This window comes from Chryseobacterium sp. GM_Chr_2, from assembly GCF_026540445.1.
Lineage (GTDB): Bacteria > Bacteroidota > Bacteroidia > Flavobacteriales > Weeksellaceae > Chryseobacterium.
The window spans coordinates 1-22,845 of the sequence record NZ_JALNUD010000014.1 but is presented as its reverse complement, the minus strand read 5'-3'; the positions used below and the strand labels follow the sequence as shown (position 1 = coordinate 22,845).

Annotated in this window: 16 protein-coding genes and 1 pseudogene; 9 read left to right on the top strand and 8 right to left on the bottom strand. The window is 35.1% G+C overall.

Annotated features, from left to right (window positions below; all coding sequences use genetic code 11):
• The first annotated feature begins 142 nt into the window (after positions 1-142).
• The 4 genes from OXQ85_RS18335 (at position 143) to OXQ85_RS18320 (ending at position 4,847) form a co-directional block, all read left to right on the top strand.
• A complete protein-coding gene (locus tag OXQ85_RS18335) occupies positions 143-1,498 on the top strand; it encodes an AAA family ATPase (protein ID WP_267406354.1) in 1,356 nt (451 codons plus the stop codon).
• Between the two features lie 326 nt (positions 1,499-1,824).
• Complete coding sequence (locus OXQ85_RS18330; RefSeq protein WP_267406353.1) at positions 1,825-2,784, top strand: T9SS type A sorting domain-containing protein; 960 nt, start codon at positions 1,825-1,827, stop codon at positions 2,782-2,784.
• 154 nt (positions 2,785-2,938) lie between these two features.
• Positions 2,939-4,051: a peptide chain release factor 2 gene (prfB, locus tag OXQ85_RS18325; protein WP_267406351.1), complete on the top strand. Its 1,113-nt coding sequence runs from the start codon at positions 2,939-2,941 to the stop codon at positions 4,049-4,051.
• Between the two features lie 85 nt (positions 4,052-4,136).
• Positions 4,137-4,847, top strand: coding sequence for a VTT domain-containing protein (locus tag OXQ85_RS18320; protein ID WP_267406350.1), 711 nt, complete (start codon positions 4,137-4,139; stop codon positions 4,845-4,847).
• Positions 4,848-5,234: 387 nt separating this feature from the next.
• Here OXQ85_RS18320 and OXQ85_RS18315 read toward each other — a convergent pair whose 3' ends face one another.
• Complete coding sequence (locus tag OXQ85_RS18315; protein WP_267406348.1) at positions 5,235-6,107, bottom strand: alpha/beta hydrolase; 873 nt, start codon at positions 6,105-6,107, stop codon at positions 5,235-5,237.
• A 716-nt stretch (positions 6,108-6,823) separates the two neighbouring features.
• Between OXQ85_RS18315 and OXQ85_RS18310 the strand changes: the two genes are divergently transcribed.
• The 4 genes from OXQ85_RS18310 (at position 6,824) to OXQ85_RS18295 (ending at position 14,053) form a co-directional block, all read left to right on the top strand.
• Positions 6,824-9,163: a hypothetical protein gene (locus OXQ85_RS18310; protein ID WP_267406347.1), complete on the top strand. Its 2,340-nt coding sequence runs from the start codon at positions 6,824-6,826 to the stop codon at positions 9,161-9,163.
• Positions 9,164-9,675: 512 nt separating this feature from the next.
• Entirely contained in the window at positions 9,676-12,009 is a 2,334-nt protein-coding gene (locus tag OXQ85_RS18305; RefSeq protein WP_267406345.1) for a hypothetical protein, read from the top strand.
• Positions 12,010-12,170: 161 nt separating this feature from the next.
• Positions 12,171-13,055 carry a DUF808 family protein gene (locus OXQ85_RS18300; protein ID WP_267406344.1) on the top strand — a complete coding sequence of 295 codons (885 nt, stop codon included), beginning with the start codon at positions 12,171-12,173 and terminating at the stop codon, positions 13,053-13,055.
• 68 nt (positions 13,056-13,123) lie between these two features.
• A complete protein-coding gene (locus OXQ85_RS18295) occupies positions 13,124-14,053 on the top strand; it encodes an acyltransferase (RefSeq protein ID WP_267406342.1) in 930 nt (309 codons plus the stop codon).
• Between the two features lie 272 nt (positions 14,054-14,325).
• Here OXQ85_RS18295 and OXQ85_RS18290 read toward each other — a convergent pair whose 3' ends face one another.
• From OXQ85_RS18290 to proS, 7 genes are all read right to left on the bottom strand, one after another.
• Complete coding sequence (locus tag OXQ85_RS18290; protein WP_267406340.1) at positions 14,326-14,910, bottom strand: hypothetical protein; 585 nt, start codon at positions 14,908-14,910, stop codon at positions 14,326-14,328.
• Positions 14,911-15,136: 226 nt separating this feature from the next.
• A complete protein-coding gene (locus OXQ85_RS18285) occupies positions 15,137-15,628 on the bottom strand; it encodes a hypothetical protein (RefSeq protein ID WP_267406339.1) in 492 nt (163 codons plus the stop codon).
• 42 nt (positions 15,629-15,670) lie between these two features.
• Positions 15,671-16,789: a molecular chaperone DnaJ gene (dnaJ, locus tag OXQ85_RS18280; protein WP_267406338.1), complete on the bottom strand. Its 1,119-nt coding sequence runs from the start codon at positions 16,787-16,789 to the stop codon at positions 15,671-15,673.
• A gap of 79 nt (positions 16,790-16,868) precedes the next feature.
• Complete coding sequence (locus OXQ85_RS18275; RefSeq protein WP_267406477.1) at positions 16,869-17,408, bottom strand: nucleotide exchange factor GrpE; 540 nt, start codon at positions 17,406-17,408, stop codon at positions 16,869-16,871.
• Between the two features lie 556 nt (positions 17,409-17,964).
• Positions 17,965-19,299 (bottom strand): Nramp family divalent metal transporter, encoded by a 1,335-nt coding sequence (locus OXQ85_RS18270; RefSeq protein WP_267406336.1) that lies wholly within the window; start codon positions 19,297-19,299, stop codon positions 17,965-17,967.
• Positions 19,300-19,416: 117 nt separating this feature from the next.
• A complete protein-coding gene (locus tag OXQ85_RS18265) occupies positions 19,417-20,721 on the bottom strand; it encodes an OmpA family protein (RefSeq protein WP_267406334.1) in 1,305 nt (434 codons plus the stop codon).
• 127 nt (positions 20,722-20,848) lie between these two features.
• Positions 20,849-22,324, bottom strand: coding sequence for a proline--tRNA ligase (gene proS / locus OXQ85_RS18260; protein WP_267406332.1), 1,476 nt, complete (start codon positions 22,322-22,324; stop codon positions 20,849-20,851).
• A gap of 177 nt (positions 22,325-22,501) precedes the next feature.
• Here proS and OXQ85_RS18255 point away from each other — a divergent pair.
• Positions 22,502-22,845 (top strand): annotated as a pseudogene (locus OXQ85_RS18255) (prolyl-tRNA synthetase); the annotation flags it as partial.

Genomic DNA, 22,845 nt, shown 5'->3' with positions numbered 1-22,845 from the left:
TAGTAGTCTATATAACTTACAAAATGTTACAGAATGAGAAGAATTTTAACTCTTTTTATTTATTTTATCTATTATTTAAAGCGTAATCACAATGATTCATTCATTTTTTAATATTAAATTTGATAGAATTAATCAGTCGTTTATGAAGTTAATTGATTTAGCAAAAGAATTAAATGTTTCGGCAGAAGCAATTAAACAATTTATACAGGATTTCGATATTGAACTGGTGGAATGTATCAGTACCAATTTCGAAGTAAAAGAAGATTTCGAAAAATTTGCCCGCGAAAATATCGACTTTTTAAGACTTTATGAAAAAGATCTTGATAAGAATAAAACATTAGAACAAATCGCGGAAACCATTAATAAACCTAAAGAAAAAGTAGAAGAAGCCATCAAGGAAACCAATCCTAACATCTTTGATAACGGCTATTTCCGTTCATCGATTTCAAGTTATGGGATTGATAATAAATTAGGTGGAAATTATCAGTTTGTCTATGATTATTTCGGACATAAAACCAGCTTGAAACATCGTGATTTTATCGGCTACAGAGATTTATTCTTCTATATTTCAGGCGTTTTGGAGCCATTTTTAAATCCGCAACAGATTAAAGACTGGGGAATTCACAAGTCGGCAGGAATTATTTTATATGGGCCTCCCGGAAGTGGTAAAATATTTTGGGCAAATAAAATCGCGGAAATAATTGGTTATCAATTCAAAGAAGTAAAAAAACATTATTTAGGAACTTCTTTTGTTGACGGAAATAAAACCAATTTCAATGATTTTTTGGTGACTATGATGCAGGATGACAAGGTTTTGCTTTTTCTTGATGATTTTGATGAAATTATGATGGAAAGAAAAGCCGAAACTAATGTCGCTTCTTGTAATCTGGAAACGCAGGAAATTATCCTTCATTATATCAGTAAGTTTGAGCAGGAAGATCTGTTAATGGTCGGTTCGGCGAATTCTGTTTCAGAAATTGATGAAGAAATTTTGGCGCCAGGAAGATTTGATGTGATGATTCCCGTTTTTCCGCCTAATGCGGCTGAGCGTTCCGAGATAATTTTATACGCAATGACCAAAAATCTTGAAAAGGATTCTTTATTATTTAAAATTCTGAAAAACAACAAAGCAGATAAAATCCCTTTTTGGAACGAAATATCTTCACAAATGAAGGTTTTTAGCAATACAATGGTGATCGATTTTACGCAAAGTTTGAAAAAGAGAATAAAAAATCTTTATCAGAAAACAAGAAATGAAAATTTTAAAATAGATCAGCAAATTTTAAGTAAAGCTTTAAGAGACGCCACTGCAAAACTTACAGAAGAATATCTGGATCAAATTGCAAGATTCTTGAGTGATGCTATTGTAAATAATTTTGATGAATTTCAATACAGAATTCAGGCTTTGAAAAAGGAATTGGATAGTTATAGAATTGTTGAAGAACCGCAAAGAAGTATTGGTTTTCAACATAATGGAGAAGAAGAAAACAAAAACTGATTTTAATCATAAATTACAATACTTATCATAAATTAGTTTTTTATTAAAATATTTTAAAACCCCTTTTTTAAAGGGATTTTTGATATAAATTCAATGTTTTATCATAAAAGATGGTGCTATTTTATACGCCATCTTTTTTTATAAATATTTCTTGAGTGTGAGAAAGGTTAATTTAAAATTTGGTTATCATTGGTTATTTTGGTAAATTTCGTGATAATATTTAAAAAATTACTTTAAAAATTAAAGGATGGTTAAATTTTTATGACTTTTGTCATGAAAATAAAAATATTACAAAAAAAACTAATCAACATTTAACATAGAAATTTATGAAAAGAAAACTCTTCTCTTTGGGTGTTATGCTGACTTTGGCTCAGGTAAATGCGCAAACGTATCAACCATTATCCCTTACTGGTTTCAACGCAGACGTTATTGCTAATGGCGTTGGCGGAGCTTCAACCTCAACCAATATGAGCCTTGATAAGGATACGGATAATTTTGCCTATATGTCGAGAGATTTTAAAGTAAACGCTTCGGATGCTGCATTAACATATGGTTTACCAGAGAATGGATTAATCACCACCGTTGTGGCGGCAACAAGTGGTTTAACGTTTCAACTCGCGCCTTATTCTTCAGACAATTCATTGAGGCTTCCTAATGCAAATGATGTAGGTGTTTTAACATTGGCAACGCCAGTCGCAGCAACTAATCTGTATGTGCTTGCAGTAAGCGGAAGCGGACCTTCAACAGGTGAAATTACAGTGAATTTTCAGGATGGAACAAACCAGGTTTTTACCAATATAAATTTTCAGGATTGGTACGGAGGAATCAATTATGCCATTCAAGGAATTGGGAGAATTCATCGCGGAACCAATGCTTTAGATGCTGCGGGCGGAACAAATCCGAGAATTTACCAGATTACTTTAGCGATAGACACGGCTAATCAAGGGAAGCAGATAAATTCTGTAGGTTTCAGAAAAACGTCTACGGGAACTACGGTTATTAATGTATTTGGTATTTCGGCACAGGCTTCTTTGCTTTCGGTTTCAGATGTGAAACAGTCGAAACTTAAAAATATTTACCCAAATCCATTTGTAGATGAATTAAATTTAACCGATGCTTCAGGGGTTACCTCCATTGATATTTTAGATTTTTCAGGAAAAACGGTTAAAAACAATGTACAGCCACAAGCAAAATTAGATCTTTCCGGATTAGACAAAGGAAATTATATCCTTGTACTTAAAAATAAAAACGGAACAGTGACTTCTCAAAAGGTTGTAAAAAAATAAACAATAGTAAACTTGATTGTTAGATCCTCAAGCCGGCTTTTTGAAGCTGGCTTTTCTTTTGTGATAAAATTTTATATGTTGGAAGTTAGTCCTTCAACATCAACTATTCCTTACTCATAATTTTATCCGTATTTTTGCTGAAAATTACATATTCGTGATCAATAACGACCAGATAAAAGAAATTCAATCAAGAATTGAAGACCTATATAAATATCTTCAGATCGAAAAAAAGAAGATAGAAATAGCCAATGATGATGAGAAAACGGCTGCACCTGAGTTTTGGGATAATCCTAAAACGGCAGAAGCTTTTCTAAAGCAGCTTCGTTCCAAGAAAAAATGGGTGGAAGCGTATGATGAAATTAATACTCAGTTTGAGGATCTGCAGGTTTTGGTAGATTTTGCTAAAGAAGATCCGGATTCTGAAAAAGAACTGGATGAAACATTCCCTCAATTAGTCGAAAAAATCGAAGACCTTGAGTTTAAAAATATGCTTTCCAACGAAGGTGACGAACTTTCTGCGGTATTACAAATTACAGCTGGAGCAGGCGGTACAGAAAGTTGTGACTGGGCTTCTATGTTGATGAGAATGTACACCATGTGGGCTGAAAAGCAAGGTTATAAAATCCGTGAACTGAACTTCCAGGAAGGTGATGTTGCTGGAGTAAAAACCGTAACGCTAGAAATTGAAGGTGAATTTGCTTTCGGTTATTTAAGAGGTGAAAACGGGGTACATCGCTTGGTAAGAATTTCTCCTTTTGATTCTAATGCCAAACGTCATACGAGTTTCGTATCGGTATATGTTTATCCTTTGGTGGATGATACGATTGAAATTAATATCAATCCTGCCGATATTTCATTTGAAACGATGAGGTCTTCCGGAGCGGGAGGTCAGAACGTTAACAAAGTGGAAACGGCGGTTCGTCTTCGTCACGCACCAACGGGAATTATTATTGAAAACTCAGAATCTCGTTCACAGCTTCAAAATAAAGAAAAGGCAATGCAATTGCTTCGTTCAAGATTATATGAAATGGAATTGGAAGAGCGTATGAAAGCCCGTAACGAGATCGAAGCCAATAAGATGAAGATCGAGTGGGGAAGTCAGATCAGAAATTACGTCATGCATCCTTATAAATTGGTAAAAGATGTACGTTCGGGACATGAGACTTCGGATGTAGATTCTGTGATGAACGGAAATCTTACGCCTTTCCTGAAAGCATTTCTAATGGCGGATGGAACGGCGGTTTCGGATGATGATTTAGACCTATAAAAATCATATTTAAATTTCGTTAAATTGTTAGAATTAATTTCGTTTTGACATTTATTAATCCTATTTTTGCCGTATAACAAAGTGTATGGAAGATTTCAATAGCTGGAGAGATTTACTAAATCCAGAGTTTTATATAAAATTAGGCGGTTTCTGGCTTATTTTATTCATTATTTTTGCTGAAACAGGTTTATTTGTAGGATTCTTTTTACCAGGAGACTCGCTGCTTTTTGTTTCAGGAATTTATGCTGTTGATATCATCAAAGAGACTTTCGGATCTACGGGAAGCGATTTTTTCGACACTTTCCTTTTAGCATCGGCGGTTGCGCTGGCTGCAATTATTGGTAACGAGGTTGGATATTATTTCGGAAGAAAAACAGGTTCTGCATTATATAAGAAGCAGGATACGATGCTTTTCAAGAAAAAATACTTGTATCAGGCACATGATTTCTTTGAAAAAAACGGGGCTTTAGCAATTATTATGGCAAGATTTTTACCTGTGGTAAGAACGTTTACTCCAATTGTTGCGGGAATTGTAAAGATGGATAAAAAAGCATTCTTGAGAGATAATATCATCGGGGCGATTTTATGGTCGTTTTTATTGATCTTTGCAGGGCATTACCTTGATAAATTATTCATGGAGCAATTCGGAATTGATTTAAAGAAAAAACTGGAACTGATTATCATTGTCATTGTTTTGGTAACCACTTTACCAGTTATTCTTAAATTCTTATTCGGAAAGAAACAGGATTTTTCGAAGTATGAAAATCATAATTTCGACGAAGAAGAAAATAAATAGCATTAAATTCAATAAACTATATCAATAACCTGCTCTTTAGAGCGGGTTGTTTTTTAGGAGTTATTTGATTCTATCGAAATAGCTATTTTTATTTGAAGCTATTTCCCGCTTTCCGCACTCGCTATTTCTTTATGTTTCGGCGGCGCGGCGATGCCGCGCCGCCGAAACATAAAGAAATGAGCTCAAACAAACGCTGCAATCGGGGCTAGGGTGGAAGTCGTTCCTTTCAATAGTTGAAAAATAAAAAGAATACTATGATCCTGTCAAGAATCTAAAATAAATTTAAAAGTATGATTCAGCTATCATTTGCTGAGTGAAACGCCTTTGCGAACAAAAAATATTCTCAATCAATTCACAAAAACTTTGTGAGCTTTGCGTTAAAAAACACTACTCATGTTTAATCCAATTCAAAATATTAGGATAAATAATACTATCCCTTTTCTTTTTATTAAAAAATCTCGGAACGTGCCCGGTTCTTTCCATGAAAATTAATTTGTGAGGAATATTTTGAGCCGTTAATACTGAATCTAATGCTAAACCTTGATGTTGATTCACCAAGAAATCCTGATTTCCCTGAAAAAGTAGAGTAGGAACATTTGAAATATTAGCAATCGGACTTGCTTTTTTAAACTCTTCAGATATATTTTTTCGGTCAAATTTTTCTCCAACCACTTTTTGGAAAGTAGGAGAGGTGTATTTTGAATAAAAAGAATGCAGATAATCTTCAGAATAAAAATCCGTAGGGCCACTCAATGAGATAATTTTTTTAACCTGCTCCGGATGTTGATAGCCATATAACAAAGCCAAATGGCCGCCGGCACTTTCACCTAAAAGAATATAATTATCAGCTTCAAGCTTTGCCTTTTCGGCTAAGGAATTAAATTGTGTAATAGCAAGACTTATATCTTCCAACTGTTCTCTGTAGGTAATTTTCTTAGATTTAGAAACCAATCTGTAGTTCATATTAATACTTGGAATATTATTCTTAAAAAGCATTTTCTGAATTTGGATCATGTGTTCTTTCTTTCCCAGCGTCCAGGCGCCACCGTGAACAATTAATACAACAGGAGAGTTTTTAGGATAATCCGAAGGAAGGAAGATATCCATTCTTTGTCTTTTATGCTCTCCGTATTTTAAATTATAAATTTTCTGTTGATGATCTGTACCCACCCAAACTCGGAATTTCGTATTGCAAGAATTTAATAAAAAGCTTAAACATCCTACAACAAAGAAATGATATTTAAGAACCAGCTTTTTCATAGAATAAAGATAAAGAAATTTGAATTCAAATTCAGGACTGATAATTAAATTTATTTTATAGATTCTGTTTTTACAGAAAATGGACTATTATTTATTTAATTAATCATCTCTTAATGGTGAATAAAATAAAAAACATTAAAAAATTCGAAGTTTGATAGCAATAGGATTGAGTTTCGGAATATTATTCATTCTACCACTAGCATAATGGTAATTAATTATTTGCCGTTTGTTTGATATTTATGAAAAATATTCGTTAAAAAATTAGTTATATATTATTATTTACTGTAAAATATTATAAAGTATAATAAATGCCTGTATTTTATAGACTTACATTTTTTTGTAATGTAAATTTTCATATATTTGCAATGAAAAAATATACACACAAGAATGAAAAAAAAATATTCACTAGCTTCCGCGACTGGAAAGCTAATACATTACAGAATTTCTAGGAGTCGGAATACAGACTTACTTTTATCAGATACAAAACTTTAAAAAGATATATTTAAAATATAATATGTTTTTTTGTAATCTAGCAAGATAGGTTACACATAATTTTCGTATCCCAATTATCCAATTTTATCCGAATTATAAATTAAGGTACTTATCACTATGTACTCAGGAATTTTCAATTGCTGATGATATAGTGTGATAAATACCTGAAGCATAGATTATGCTTTAATTATTGTAAAAAACAATATAACATAAACACACGAAAAATGAAAAAAACTATTTTTGCTTCATTACTCTTTCTTGGAGTAATTGCAAGCGGACAAGTTGGTATCAAGACGACAAATCCGAAGGCTACTTTGGATGTTACTGCACATGATGCAGGCCTAGGACCTACTTTTGGTATAAAAACGAGCGATACCAGAGGTAGTTGGGACAATATCTGGTTCAAACTAGATTCTTATGCTCCATCCATCAATGCTTCCGGTGCAGAGACAGGTCTACAGTTTAATGTAGGTAAAAATACCGCAGGAACTTATGGAGATAATAACCAAATCTTAACTACCGTGGCTACGATGACGCCAAGTGGTACTGTTGGGATAGGTACGGAGGCTCCAGCTACGAATGCTTTACTAGAACTTAGTAGTACAACTAAAGGTTTTTTACCTACCAGAATGACAACTGCTCAGCGTGATGCTATTAACCCTAAGCATGAAGGTTTAGTGGTTTATAATTTAGATACTCACTGTTTACAGTTTTGGAATGCAACCGAATGGATTGGGAATTGTACAAATAATGGCGGAGGAACAAATCCTGGAACTGGAAGTGGAACGATTGCTAACTGTACAACAGGAGCTTTAAGTGGAACTTACCAAGCAGGTACCGCAATGAATAGCAGTAATACAGTGGTGTTAACAATTAATGTAACTCAAGTAGGAACTGTTAGCATAAATTCTAATACGGTAAACGGAGTTACATTCAGTGGATCTCAAAACTTCACAACTACAGGTACTCACCAAATTACTCTTACAGCAAGTGGAACTCCTGCAGCTGCCGGAAATCATGCTTTTACCTTCTCATTGGGAAGCAATACATGTAGCAGAACAATTACCTTTGCTTCTTCCGGAGGAGCCGGAACAATCACAAACTGTACAACAGGTGCATTAAATGGTACCTATACAGAAGGTACAGCGATGAACAGCAGCAATACGATTCAATTGACTGTAAATGCTACCCAAACAGGTGCTTGGTCAGCTTCTTCTGCAACAGTAAACGGAGTTACCTTTAGTGGTTCAGGAACATTTACCTCTACAGGATCTCAGACGATTACGTTAACAGCAAATGGTACGCCTTCTGCGGCTGGCAGCTTCGGATTTACGTTCTCATTGGGAAGCAGCACATGTTCAAGAAATATTACATTTAATGCAGCAACAGGAGCTGGAACAATCACAAACTGTACAACAGGAGCATTAAATGGTACATATCAGGCAGGAACAGCCATGAACAGCAGCAATACCATCCAATTAACAGTGAATGCTACACAAACAGGAAACTGGACGGCTTCTTCTGCAACAGTAAATGGAGTAACCTTCAGCGGATCTGGTACATTTACTTCTACAGGATCTCAGACGATTACATTAACGGCTAATGGTACACCTTCAGCGGCTGGAAACTTTAACTTTACTTTTTCATTGGGAAGCAGCACATGTTCTAGAAGCATTACGTTTACTTCTAATAACGGAGCAGGTACCATTACAAACTGTACAACAGGTGCATTAAATGGTACTTATAAAGAAGCGACAGCAATGAATAGTAGTAATACCATTCAATTGACCATTAATGCTACACAAACAGGAAACTGGACGGCTTCTTCTGCAACAGTAAATGGAGTAACCTTCAGCGGATCTGGTACATTTACTTCTACAGGATCTCAGACGATTACGTTAACAGCTAGTGGAACGCCTTCAGCGGGGGGAACATTTGGATTTACTTTCACACTTGGAAGCAGCACTTGTTCAAGAAATATTAACTTTGAGGCACAGGTGTGTCAGTTTGGACCTAATAATATAAGTTCATATACAACGAATGATGGTAAAGTAATTAGTTTTACTGTAAATCATAATGGAGAAACTGGAACCAATACAACAGGATGGACAGGATGTGGTACAGGAGCAAACTCAATTTATATGCCAAGCTTCTGGTTACTAGGACGTAGAAACGGAAGTCATACTTCAACTACAACTACAGTATCTTTCAACAGACCTACTACTGAAGCAGTTGTTGCCCTTGCAGAGCTTGACGCAAGTGCTACAGGCGGAGCATCGCAATCTGTAACAATTACAGCTCAGGATGCAAACGGAAATAACGTTCCGGTAACATTAACTAAAACTAGAGACTGTACAGGAAATAATACAATTTCTGGTAATACAGTAAGCCAAACAGGTACGGGAAGTTTCAAGGAAAGAAATACAAGCTTATCTATTAAAGTAAGTGGTGGATATTACAGAACTTTAAGAATTGTGCATAATGGTGTTCAAGGTACTTACAGACCTGAAACCAACAATGCTACAGCAATGAACTTAGAACTTTGTGGATCAAAAGCACAATAATATTTATCAAAACAGTTAGATTATAATTTTTTAAATGAGACGGCCTCTTTTTAGAGGTCGTTTTTTTTTGTGTTTAATAATATGATCTTGTAATAATTTGTATTTTATGCATATATATTTTTTTGTTTGGTGAATTTTTATATATTTGCAATGAGAAAAAATAATACACACAAAAATGAAAAAGCACAATCTAGTAAATCTCGTTTCAGAGAACCTTACATATCACAACCTTTTGAAGAATTTTTTGAATCTGAATTATATACAGTAAAATTCAAAAGAAACATGTTTTATATTTTTTAATATAAATTTTTATTGCTGCAATCTAAAGCTAGATTTCAGTTATTTTTCCTTTTTCTAAATTATCAGTTTTTATCAGTATTTAAAGTACTAATAAAGAAATATCCAGTAATATTTTTATTGCTGAATGGTTTTCTATTATCTGAACTTTAAAATCAAGTTTTTTTAAATATGTTTTTATAAAGATCAATACAAATTATAAATACACACAAAAAATGAAAAAAGCTCTTTATGCGTCATTACTCTTTTTAGGAGTAATAAGTAATGCTCAAGTAGGCATTAAGACAACGGCTCCAAAGGCTACTTTGGATGTCACCTCCCACAATTCAGGAACAAGCCCGATCTTTGGGATGAAAGTATCAGATGCTGTGGGAAGCTGGGATAATATCTGGTTTAAGCTGGATCATTATACCCCTTCTATCAATGCTTCAGGAGCAGAAACAGGACTACAGTTTAATGTTGGGAAAAATTCATCAGGAACCTATGGCGACGGTCAAACATTAACAACGGTGGCAACAATGACACCTAGCGGTAATGTTGGGATTGGTACAGCGGCTCCAGCTACGAATGCTTTATTAGAGCTTAGTAGTACGACGAAGGGATTTTTACCTCCAAGAATGACTACGGCACAACGTTTAGCCATTAATCCGAAACCTGAAGGTTTGGTGGTTTACGACTTAGATTTACATTGTTTACATTTTTGGAATGCTACCGAATGGATCGGAAACTGTACAAATAATGGCGGAGGAACTAATCCGGGAACGGGAACTATTTCAAACTGTACAACAGGCGCTTTAAGTGGAACTTACCAAGTGGGCACTCCTATGAATAGTAGCAATACAGTGGTATTAACAATTGATGTATCACAAGTAGGAACTGTTACAGTAAATTCTAATACAGTAAACGGAGTGACTTTCAGTGGATCTCAAAACTTCACAACTACGGGTACGCATCAGATTACCCTTACGGCAAGTGGTACACCTGCAGCTGCCGGAAATCATGCTTTTACATTCTCATTGGGAAGCAATACATGTAGCAGAACAATTACCTTTGCTTCTTCAGGTGGAACGGGAACCATTACCAATTGTACAACAGGTGCATTAAATGGTACCTATACAGAAGGCACAGCTATGAACAGCAGCAATACGATTCAATTGACTGTAAATGCTACGCAAACAGGCGCTTGGTCAGCTTCTTCTACAACCGTAAACGGGGTTACATTTAGTGGTTCAGGAACATTTACCTCTACAGGATCTCAAACGATTACGTTGACAGCTAACGGTACGCCTTCAGCAGCAGGAAGCTTCGGATTTACTTTCTCATTGGGAAGCAGCACATGTTCAAGAAATATTACATTTAATGCGGCAACAGGTGCTGGTACTATTACGAACTGTACAACAGGTGCATTAAACGGTACGTATCAGGCAGGAACAGCTATGAACAGCAGCAATACTATCCAGTTAACGGTAAATGCTACACAAACGGGTGCTTGGTCAGCTTCTTCTGCAACAGTAAATGGAGTAACCTTCAGCGGATCCGGAACATTTGCAACTACAGGATCTCAGACGATTACATTAACAGCAAATGGAACGCCTTCAGCAGCGGGTAACTTTAACTTTACTTTCTCGTTAGGAAGCAGTACATGTTCTAGAAGTATTACATTTAATGCTGCAACAGGAGGCGGAACTATTGCCAACTGTACAACGGGTGCTTTGAGTGGTACTTATAAAGAAGCTGTAACTATGAATAGCAGTAATACAGTAGTTATTAATTTAAATATTACGCAGCCGGGAACAGTTACGGTAACTTCTAATACGGTAAATGGGATTAGTTTCAGCGGAACTCAGACATATGCAACTGCAGGGGCACAACAGATTACCCTTACAGCAGCAGGAACTCCTTCAGCAGGTGGTAATTTTAACTTTGTTTTCTCATTTGCAGGGAATAATTGTACAAGAAGTATAGCATTCCAAGCACAACCATGTCAGTTTGGACCGAATGATAGTTATTCATATACTACTGGTAATAAAACTGTTAATTTTTCAGTAAGTGGTGATGTAAACGTTAGAATTGCTTCAATAGACGGATGTTTTACAGGTTCACCAAATTCAATCCATATGGATAGCTTCTGGTTATTAGGATTTAAAGCAAATAATTCCTATGTACCAACAACAACTACAATTAATTTTGACAGAGGTATGAATAATGTGGTTATTGCTTTAGCCGAACTTGATGCTAATATTGTAAATGGAGGAACTCCTCAGGCAGTTACTATTACTGCTCAGGATGCTAATGGAAATAATATTCCTGTAACATTAACAAGAACAAGAGACTGTACAGGAAATAATACCATTAATGGAAATACTGTGAGCCAATCTGGAACAGGAGATAATAATGAAAGAAATACAAGTTTATCTATTAAAGTTGCCGGTAATGCTTATTACAGATCATTAAGAATTGTACATAACGGTGTTAAAGGTACTTATAGACCTGAGACCATGAATGCAACTGCAATGAATATAGAAGTTTGTGGTGCATCCGTACAATAATCAAAACAGTTAGATTAATAATTTTCAAAATGAGGCGGTCTTTTTATAAGGCCGCTTTTTTATTGAAAATAATCTGTTAATAAATGTTTCTGAGCTATCTCAAATCAAATTAAATAATTATTTTTGCTCTTTAACAAATATTAAAAAAAAATTAAATTCATATGGCATCTGGTTTTTTTGCGATTTTAGATGATATCGCTGCGCTGATGGACGATGTAGCGGTGACAAGTAAAATAGCCACTCAAAAAACAGCCGGGATCTTAGGAGACGACTTGGCGGTAAATGCTGAAAAAGCAACAGGCTTTCTTTCTTCGCGAGAACTTCCTGTGTTATGGGCGATCACCAAAGGCTCATTCATCAATAAGCTCATCATTCTACCAATTGTATTTTTACTCAACTGGATCTATGCGCCTGCCATCAATTATGTATTGATTCTCGGAGGGCTCTATTTATCCTTCGAAGGAATGGAAAAAATTATAGAATTTCTTTTTCATCGTGATAAAAAAGGACATGAAGTGGTAGAAGAGATTGAAAAAGAAGAAAAAAGTCCGGAAGAGATTGAAAAAACAAAAGTAAAATCAGCCATTACCACAGATTTTATTTTATCCATTGAGATTGTGATTATTGCATTGGGAACGGTTTTAGAAGAAAGTCATCCTTTTATCACTCAGATTTTGGTGACGAGTTTGGTGGCATTTATTGCAACAGTTGGCGTTTACGGAATTGTAGCTTTGATTGTAAGAATGGACGATGCCGGATTTAAACTGATCAAAAAAAGTAATGATAAAGGCTTCTTCGGAAAACTGGGACATATTTTAGTGAAAGCTTTACCGATTGTGATTAAAGCATTAGGCGTAATCGGAACGATTGCATTAATTATGGTTGCTGGTGGTATTTTTGCCCACAGAGTAGAATTTCTTCATCATTTATTCCCGAGCTGGCCGGATACTTTGAAAGAAATTGTATTCGGCTTGATTGGAGGTTTGGCAACAGTACTTCTTTTCACCATCGGAAAAGGTGCTTTGTCTTTGGTAAAAAGTAAATAATTAACTTACATTTGAAAATATATAAAGCTTATGAATCAATTAAATATTCATAAGCTTTTTTAATTGTTATGAGAAGTCTGTCTATTGATATTTTAAAGATCGTTCTTGCTTTTTTTGTGGTTTTTCTGCACATGCATGTGTTGCGGGATATGTATCCGTCTTTAAGTTATGTCTTGGTCAACGGACTTTTCAGAATGGCGGTTCCTGTTTTTTTGATTATTTCGGGATATTATTTTTTTTATGTTGATGATTTTAAACGATTAAAAAAATGGTCGCTAAGAATACTTTTACTTTATATTATCTGGTCAGTCGTTTATTTTCAACTATGGAAAGAAAAAGATAATTACACCCTGAATGTCCTTTTCGGATATCATCATTTATGGTATCTTATCGGAACTTTTTTTTCGGGACTTATTTTATTTGCCTTGAGAAAATCTTCAGCAAAAGTTTTGATAATTTTAGGATTACTATTTTTCTGCTGCGGCTATGCGATTCAGTTACTAGGAAATATTCATTACTATAAAGGAAGCTTTGACAAGACGCTCAATTTATACCCTACGTACAGAAACTTTCTTTTCGTTTGCTTTCCGTTTTTAGCGATGGGATTTTTAATCAAAAAACTACAGGTCGACATCCGAAGAAAACCTTCTCTTTTCATGGTTATTTTTTCTATGGCTTTAGTTATTTTTGAATCTTTCTTAAATTATAGAGTTTTACATTTAAACCAAAAGGAAAGTATAGATTTGCTATTTTCTTTGTTATTGGCTTGTCCAGTACTGTTTTTATATTGTAAAAACCTTCCCGCAAAAACAGATTCTAAAATTTTGGCAAGCATTTCAACGGCAATTTATCTCATCCACCCACTTTTAATGGAGTTCATTTATAAATCTCCTTATCCAATCATTCAGCAATATCAGAATATTCTTTTCACCTCAAGCTTATTGATTTCGAGTTTACTTCTGGTTTTAATTAATCGGAAACTGAAATATTTGTTGTAAAATTTAGACGTTTTTTTAATCTTAATTCTCTTAACTAAAATAAACTCTGTTTATTTTTTAACAGTAAGGATTTAAGAGTTTTCTTTTCGCTAAAGGTTAAGAATCAATGAGTTGATTTTATTGAAGTTCTTTAAGTCGTAAAATCTTAATTGCTTAATATTAAATTATTTAAGCTCAACCTTACAACATTTATAATAAGAAGCATAGTATTAGAGATGTCACACTGAGCGAAGTCGAAGTGTTTTTGAAAACTTATTATTGATAAAAAAAACTTATTGAACCTCCGCAATCGTCAATCCATCCGGCCTTCCTCCAATATCCAGTTTCTGAATAACTTCCATAGATTTTAAATCAATCACAGAGACAGAATTATTCGGCGTACAAGACATAAAAAGTCTTTTCTTTTCTTTATCCATCAACATTTCCGCACCTTGTCCTGCATTTATTTTTTTGACTTCTATTCTGGTTTTGCTATCATAAAATAATAATTCCCCGGTTTTTACACTCACAATACAAATATATTTGCCGTCGGGAGTGAATTTTAATCGATGTAATCCCAATACCTTTGTATCAATCTCCGAAATAATCTCTCTTTTTTCAAGATCAACAATGGCAATATGTCCGTCAGGTTTTGCCATCCAAAGTTCTTTTCCGTTGCTTGAAACATCAAATCCTTCAGCGCCTTTCCCGACAGGAACTAAAGTCTGAATCCAATAACTCTGAAACGTGATCTCAAAGAAAATGTCTTTATCGCAAGCAACCTTTTTCAACCGTTGTCCTTTTTCATAGATCTTAAAACCTTCAAGCTGATTGTCTATGGCTTGACAAGCGTTTAAAAATACTGTTTTGGAATCCATTAATTTCTGTAAATGCTTCGGTGTTTAAACAAATATAGATTAAAATTTAGTGAAAAGAAAATTTCAATTTTAATTCCAAAATTAGTAATATCCATCAGATTTGTCATCCTGAAAGGATCTAGACTCGAATCTTTCCATTATATTTCTAATACTAAGCTTAGATCCCTACGGGGATGACAAATTTGATGGATATGAACTATGTAAAATTAAGCCTAAATCTTATTTATCAATATTCACCACAGAAATTTTTAATGTTTTTATCAAAGTAATAAAATATAGTGATATAGTTAATCTGTTTCTCAGTGAGATTAATTTGTTTCGCAAACTTTGCGTGTGCAACATCAAAAGTCTCATCATGTAACTTTACGAATTGAATACTCATTTCAGGTTCAGGATATTTTGCTCTTGCAACATCATAGCAGGAATCATCAATTTCATATTCTCTTTTCATCAGATCGCAATAACTTAAATTTCTTTTATCTAATGAATCTAAAAAAGCAGTTAGTTTATTTTTGTCTTTTCCCTGTTTTACTTTAGGCAAAACTTTTTCACGAAATTCATCATTTGGCAAATTATAAATTTTTGCTGCTGTAGCTTTTTCTTTAATAATTGAATCTTGCTTTTTCTCTTTACAAGAAATCAATGAAATGATTAAAAATAAAAATGCTAATATTGGTTTCATAGTTTGATTTATTTGATTCAAAACTAAACCAGCCAATCACCAATAAAAAAAGGATTCCCGTAAGAATCCTTTTATATTTTAGTTGAATAAATCTTTCACTTTATCAAAGAAAGTTTTTTCTTTTCCGGATGGTTCTGCAACCATTTCTCCGCTGTTCATTTGCTTTTCGAAGAAATCTTTTTGATCTTTCGTAAGCTTTTGCGGCGTCCATACATTGATGTGGATGAACATGTCACCTTTTCCGTAGCTGTCGATGCTTGGAAGACCTTTTCCCGCCAATCGTAAGATTTTTCCGGATTGAGTTCCCGCATCAACGGTAATTTTTACTTTTCCGCCAACAGTCGGAACTTCTTTTTTCGTTCCCAAAGCCGCTTCAGCAAAAGAAATATATAATTCCTGATGAAGATTATCACCTTCTCTTTTGATTACTTTGTCAACTTCCTCCTCGATGATAACCAAAAGGTCTCCCGGTACACCACCAAAAGGAGCGTCGTTACCTTTACCTCTTACATTAAGTTGGATACCGTCTCTGGCTCCTGCAGGAATATTGATTGAGATTTCCTCTTCATCTTTAATAAGACCCTGAGCGTTTGCTCCGGCCGGAATTTTATCAGCAACTTTTCCGATTCCCTGACAGGTTCCACAAGTCGTCTGCGTTTGCATCTGACCAAACATGGTGTTCATTACTTTCAGTTGAACTCCGGAACCGTTACAGGTAGGACAAGTTTTTGAAGTAGCACCTTCTGCCATCTTCATTTTCTTAACCTTAATGGTTTTTTGCGTTCCGTTTACCATTTCTTCAAGGTTCAGCTTGATTCTAATTCTTAAATTAGAACCTTTCACCTGCTGACGACCACCGCCGCCACCGAATCCTCCGAAACCTCCACCACCGAAAATATCTCCAAACTGACTGAAAATATCTTCCATGTTCATTCCGCCGCCGAAACCACCGCCTCCAAATCCGCCGTTTCCGCCAACTCCTGCATGGCCGTATTGGTCGTATCTTGCACGTTTTTGCTCGTCGCTCAAAACTTCGTAAGCTTCTGCTGCTTCTTTGAATTTTTCCTCAGCCTCTTTATCTCCCGGATTTTTATCAGGGTGAAATTTGATAGCCATTTTACGGTATGCTTTCTTTATTTCGTCGGCCGATGCAGATTTGCTGATCTCAAGAACCTCGTAATAATCTCTTTTTGACATCTTTTTATATGGGTAATTAAGTAATGAGAAATGGGTAATATTCAGAATTGCCTATTACCCATTACTTATTGCTTTTGTATTAATTTCCTGTAACTACTTTTGCAAAACGAATCACTTTATCACCTAAAGTATATCCTGTTTCGATTACGTCTACGATTTTCCCTTTTAAATCTTCTGATGGAGCAGGAATTTGAGTGATCGCCTCATGGAAGTCTACATTAAAAGCGTCTCCCGCTCTTACTTCCATTGCTTTTAAACCTTTTTCAGTTAATTTATTTTTGAATTTATTGTAAATTAATTCAACACCTTGTAGGTCAGCAGGATTTCCGTTTTTAGCGATTTCTTTTAAAGCTCTTTCAAAATCATCCAACACGCCAAGCATAGAGATCATCATGTCTTGGTTTGCATATTGGAAGAACTCCATTTTTTCCTTAGAAGTTCTTTTTTTATAGTTTTCGAACTCTGCATATAATCTGATGTAACGGTCTTTTTCTTCTGCCAAAAGTTCCTCAGCAGTTGGTTGAACTGTCACATTTTCTTCAGTTGTTGCCTCGTTCTGAATATTCGTATCTTGTTGATTATTGATGCTTTCTTCGTTAATATCCTGATTTTCCATAATTCAATCTTTATTTTCCTTATTATTCTCAAACACTTTGCCAAAGGAAAAAATAGGACATTTAGGCAGAGTTTGTTATTGGTTTAGGGTTTATGGTTTATAGTTTATGGTTTATAGTTTATGGTTTATATTTTATATTTTATAATTTATAGTTTATAGTTTATAGTTTATAGTTTATAGTTTATAGTTTATAGTTGCGCGAACAATAGTACTTTCTATACTTGATTTTAATTTTGTAGCATTAATTCCCCTCCATTGGAGGGGTAGCGAAAATTCGTAAGAATTTTTGTCTGGGTGGTTTTATAATGTTGGCTATTCTTAGTTTTTTAAAACAAATGGATTCTTCTTTAGCTAACACAGGAAATCACCTTTTCAAAGAAGGAAAATCTTTGTTGCAATATTCCAAATTTTATAACGAAGAACCACATCCTAGCCCCGATTGCAGCTTTGTTTGAGCTCATTTTCCTGTTTTCGGCTCGGGCGGCGAAGCCGCCCGAGCCGAAAACAGGAAAAATAGCGAGTGCGAAAAGCGGGAAAAAGCTTCTAAAGAAACTTTATATTATTCTCCAAAAAACGTTTGATATAAAAGATAAAGATTCAAAATAATAATTACAAATGAAATAACCCAAACGCAAATTTTCATGAAAGGTTTATTCACAAATTCACCCATTTTGGCTTTATCACTTGTAAACATCACTAATGGAAATACAGCAAAGCTCAACTGCATCGATAAAATTACTTGACTTAAAACTAATAATTCTGTCGTGCCTTCTTCACCGTACAAGATAGCAACGATTAAAGCAGGAATTACGGCAATTAATCTAGTGATCAAACGTCTTAACCAAGGTTTTAATCTGATATTTAAGAAACCTTCCATCACGATTTGTCCGGCAAGAGTTCCTGTTAATGTAGAATTTTGTCCGGATGCTAATAATGCGACCGCAAAAGCAATACTTGCCATAGAGGCTCCTAAAATTGGTGTTAACAATTTATAGGCATCATGAATATCTGCCACACCATGATTTCCGGTAGTATGAAAAGTTGCAGCAGCCAAAATTAAAATGGCGGCATTAATAAAAAAGGCTAACATCAAGGAAACGGTGCTGTCTAAAGTAGCAAATTTTATCGCTTCTTTTTTGCCTTCTTTTGTACGTTCATAATCTCTCGTCTGAACAATGCTGCTATGTAAATATAGATTGTGCGGCATTACCGTTGCGCCCAGAATTCCAATGGCGATATAAAGCATCGCGGGATTGGTAATAATTTCCTTTTGCGGAACCAATCCTCCTAAAAGTTCATTAATTGCTGGTTTTGAAATTACTAATTCATAAACAAAACAGGCTAAAATGATAAAAATCAATCCGCCGACAATACTTTCGATCCATCGGAATCCTTTGGCCTGTAAGAGAAGAATAATTAAAACATCAACTGTGGTAATTACAATTCCCCAAGTTAGAGGAATATGAAATAGTAAGTTTAAAGCAATGGCAGAGCCGATTACCTCGGCGAGATCGCAGGCGGCAATGGCAATTTCACAAAATACCCAAAGAATAAAATTAGTCGTCGGACTGAAGTGATCTCTACACGCTTGAGCTAAATCTCTTTCTGCAACAACACCTAATTTAACAGATAAATGCTGCAAAACCATCGCAAAAATATTTGAAATCAGAATTACGGAAAGTAAAGTGTATCCAAATTGGGCCCCTCCGGCAATATCGGTCGCCCAGTTTCCGGGATCCATATAGCCTACGGCAACCATTAATCCGGGACCGGCAAAGGCTAAATATTTTCTCCAAAAACTTGCATTTTTAGGTACTTTAACCGAGGAATATACTTCAGGTAATGAATGTAATGTTTTATCTTTTCGCCAAGCGTCTTTTATATTGAAATTCATAAATTGTTAGAAATGACTAACAAATTTAATTAAATAAATATAAATGGAGAAATGATTTGAACAAAAAAATTCCGAAAATCGCTTTCCGGAATTTAATTTTTATTGGTTCTAAAGAATTTATTTTGCGAATCTTACCGACATTTTTCTGTCGATAGCTCTTTCTGCATCGGTTGCTTTAGCATCTACTTTAGCAAATTTACTTCCATAACCTTCAGCATCCAAAACTTGGCTTCCAACACCTTGTTTTCCTAACCAGTCTTTGATGAAAGTAGCTCTGTCTTTAGAGATTTTAAGGTTGGTAGCTTCGTTTCCTGTTTTATCGGTATAACCTCCGATTTTAATTTTAGCATCAGGATACGCCTTTAAAATAGCTACTAAATTTTGTAGCTGCCCTTCAGAGCCGGCTTCCAGCTGATTAGAACTTCCTGTTTTAAAATTTACATGGTCGAAATCATACCATTTATCTTTCAAAACACTGTCGTCTGCAGCATTTTTATAACCGTCAGATTTTAAGAACATGATCATTTGATCTTCCATTCCGCCTTTGTAGCCTTTTAACGCGGTACCATTCAAATCAATATTTTCATCAACTTTAGTTACGGTAGTTGTTCCGGCACTGTCGGAAGTTACTGTTGTTGTTTCGGTTACCGTTCCTGTAGAATCGTTTACAGTAGTCGTGGTAGTTGTTTCTTTTTTCTCACATTGTTTCCAAAGGAAATATCCTGCTGCAATTAATAATAAAAGCGGAAGTAGCCATTTCCAGATAGAACCTCCTTCATTTGTATTTCTGTCAGGGAAAGTTCCTGTTTCTGCTGTACTTCTCGTTACCTGTATTTTTGGCTGCTCTACCGGTGCTTCCTGAGTCGGCATGTTGATAGCATCCTTATCATTGTCGAAGGCATAGCCTTTTGCCCAATCCCCAACATTTAAACTCGCTAATGAAAGTCCTGCAGGTAATAAAGTAGAAACAATTCCTTTTTGATCATTCAATAAGCTTGAAATTCCAGATTGGTCTAAATTATTATCTGCTGCATATTTCCCAACTGAGCCTACTGTAGCTCCGGTTACTAAATTTAATAATGAATTGGAAGTACTGTGACTGATCCCTGCATAAGTGGCAATGGAATTGACCAATCCGCTCAGCTTATCCCCGAAGATGGATGATAGTAAAGTGGTAATCCACGGACTTGTAGCAGAATCTCCGATTAAATTGCCTAAAATCCCGTTTGAAGATGCGTTTTTAATAGCGTCTAAAACATTCGGGTTGTCTGAATTGTTTGCCAATCCGCCTACAACGGCAGGTAATAACCCGCCAATAGCTTTTGAAATACCTGATTCGCTTTCTCCAAACTTCGATGCAGCCTGAGATACTAAAGCAGGACCTAGCTGTCCTTTAATTAAATCAATGATGTTTAAAGACATAATAAATTATTTTGAGATTAATGTTGTATAAATTTAATCAAAAAATCGTCCAAAGGTTAAATTCAAAAAAAAATCTTTAAAAATTACATGAATTTTTAAAGATTTCTTAATTATATAGAATTGATTTTTAGTATGCTTTTGCAAATAAAACTCTTCTTGCAGATGGTTTTCCGGAAATTAACGAAACGCCTTCTTCCACATCATCATCCAAAGGAATACATCTGATGGTTGCTTTGGTTTCATCCTTAATTTGCTCTTCTTCTTCAGCCGTTCCGTCCCAATGAGCGTAGATAAATCCTCCTTTTTCTTCCAACACCTTTTTGAATTCTTCGTACGTATCAACTTTAGTGATATTATCTTTTCTAAAGTCTGCTGCTTTGGTATAAAGATCTTTCTGAATTGTTTTTAATAATTCTTCGATATAAGAATCTAGACCGTCGATAGAACGAACCTCCTTCGTTAAATTATCTCTTCTTGCGATCTCCACAGATTTATTTTCCAGATCTCTTGGTCCCATGGCAATTCTTACAGGAACACCTTTCAATTCGTATTCTGCAAATTTCCAGCCTGGTTTGTTGTGTGTATCATCATCAAATTTTACAGAAATACCTTTTGCTTTCAGTTTAGCCTGAATATCCAAAGCCACTTCACTGATTTGCGCCAATTGCTCATCTCCTTTAAAAATAGGAACAATCACCACCTGAATCGGCGCCAATGTCGGAGGCAGTACCAATCCGAAATCATCTGAATGCGTCATAATCAAAGCTCCCATCAAACGAGTTGATGTTCCCCAAGATGTTGCCCAAGCGTGTTCAATTTTTCCTTCTTTATTGGTGAATTTTACATCAAACGCTTTTGCGAAATTCTGACCTAAAAAGTGAGAAGTTCCTGCCTGTAAAGCTTTTCCGTCCTGCATTAAAGCTTCGATACAATACGTTTCATCGGCTCCAGCAAATCTTTCAGAAGGCGTTTTTATACCCTGAACTACCGGCATTGCCATAAAATTTTCTGCAAAATCTGCATAGACTTTATTCATTTTTTCTGCTTCTTCTACTGCTTCATCTTTCGTAGCATGAGCGGTGTGACCTTCCTGCCATAAAAATTCAGCCGTTCTTAAGAAAAGGCGGGTTCTCATTTCCCAACGTACAACGTTTGCCCATTGGTTGATGAGTATTGGTAAATCTCTGTAAGATTGAATCCAGCTTTTGTATGTATTCCAAATAATTGCTTCTGAAGTAGGACGAACGATCAATTCTTCTTCCAATTTTGCATCCGGATCTACAATTAATTTTGATGGATTGTCCGGATCAGTTTTTAATCTATAGTGAGTTACTACAGCACATTCTTTTGCAAAACCTTCTGCATTTTTTTCTTCAGCCTCAAACAAGCTCTTGGGCACGAAAAGGGGGAAATAAGCATTAACGTGACCAGTTTCTTTGAACTTTTTGTCCATTTCATCACGCATTTTCTCCCAGATTGCATAGCCATATGGTTTGATAACCATGCATCCTCTTACTCCTGAGTTTTCAGCTAAGTCAGCTTTTACCACCAACTCATTATACCATTTGCTGTAATCTTCGCTTCTTGAGGTTAATTTTGCCATTATTATTTAAAATTTTTTTAACTTTTCCTTATTATTGTTATCTAAAAAATAAAATCTATTTTTGATAGATTTTTTTACCAGTGTTTTGGTACATTTTTGGTACAGATTGCAAATATAATTTAAATTAAAAATCTTTACGTTATCATGAAAAGAAATATACATAAAAATTTACTTGGTATGCTAAAATCCAAAGGGGTATTGGCGATATCAGGTGGATTACTATTGGTTTCTTGTGGTGCTCAGATGGGTGGGTACAGCGAGACAGACGGGGTATATTACGACCCTAACAAAGATACCCTACCTGAAGGAGTGATCATTAATGATGGCGGAAACAGAGTAGGAGAGTACTATGATTACTATCAGAATGATTCTAACTTAATCCAGAATGCAGAAGCTAATGCTAAAGAAAGCAGATATGATTCTTGGAATGACTACAATGTGAACGGTAATGCTACCGATTCTGATTGGGGTGCTTTTGCAGGTTCTCAAACCAACTATTACGATAACTCTTGGGGATATTC

What these genes read in the sequence shown, in the direction of transcription:
- OXQ85_RS18335 (WP_267406354.1), top strand. Translation starts at nt 143, where the DNA reads ATGAAGTTAATTGATTTAGCAAAAGAATTAAATGTTTCGGCAGAAGCA.
- OXQ85_RS18330 (WP_267406353.1), top strand. Translation starts at nt 1,825, where the DNA reads ATGAAAAGAAAACTCTTCTCTTTGGGTGTTATGCTGACTTTGGCTCAG.
- OXQ85_RS18320 (WP_267406350.1), top strand. Translation starts at nt 4,137, where the DNA reads ATGGAAGATTTCAATAGCTGGAGAGATTTACTAAATCCAGAGTTTTAT.
- OXQ85_RS18315 (WP_267406348.1), bottom strand. Translation starts at nt 6,107, where the DNA reads ATGAAAAAGCTGGTTCTTAAATATCATTTCTTTGTTGTAGGATGTTTA.
- OXQ85_RS18310 (WP_267406347.1), top strand. Translation starts at nt 6,824, where the DNA reads ATGAAAAAAACTATTTTTGCTTCATTACTCTTTCTTGGAGTAATTGCA.
- OXQ85_RS18305 (WP_267406345.1), top strand. Translation starts at nt 9,676, where the DNA reads ATGAAAAAAGCTCTTTATGCGTCATTACTCTTTTTAGGAGTAATAAGT.
- OXQ85_RS18300 (WP_267406344.1), top strand. Translation starts at nt 12,171, where the DNA reads ATGGCATCTGGTTTTTTTGCGATTTTAGATGATATCGCTGCGCTGATG.
- OXQ85_RS18295 (WP_267406342.1), top strand. Translation starts at nt 13,124, where the DNA reads ATGAGAAGTCTGTCTATTGATATTTTAAAGATCGTTCTTGCTTTTTTT.
- OXQ85_RS18290 (WP_267406340.1), bottom strand. Translation starts at nt 14,910, where the DNA reads ATGGATTCCAAAACAGTATTTTTAAACGCTTGTCAAGCCATAGACAAT.
- dnaJ (WP_267406338.1), bottom strand. Translation starts at nt 16,789, where the DNA reads ATGTCAAAAAGAGATTATTACGAGGTTCTTGAGATCAGCAAATCTGCA.
- OXQ85_RS18270 (WP_267406336.1), bottom strand. Translation starts at nt 19,299, where the DNA reads ATGAATTTCAATATAAAAGACGCTTGGCGAAAAGATAAAACATTACAT.
- OXQ85_RS18265 (WP_267406334.1), bottom strand. Translation starts at nt 20,721, where the DNA reads ATGTCTTTAAACATCATTGATTTAATTAAAGGACAGCTAGGTCCTGCT.
- proS (WP_267406332.1), bottom strand. Translation starts at nt 22,324, where the DNA reads ATGGCAAAATTAACCTCAAGAAGCGAAGATTACAGCAAATGGTATAAT.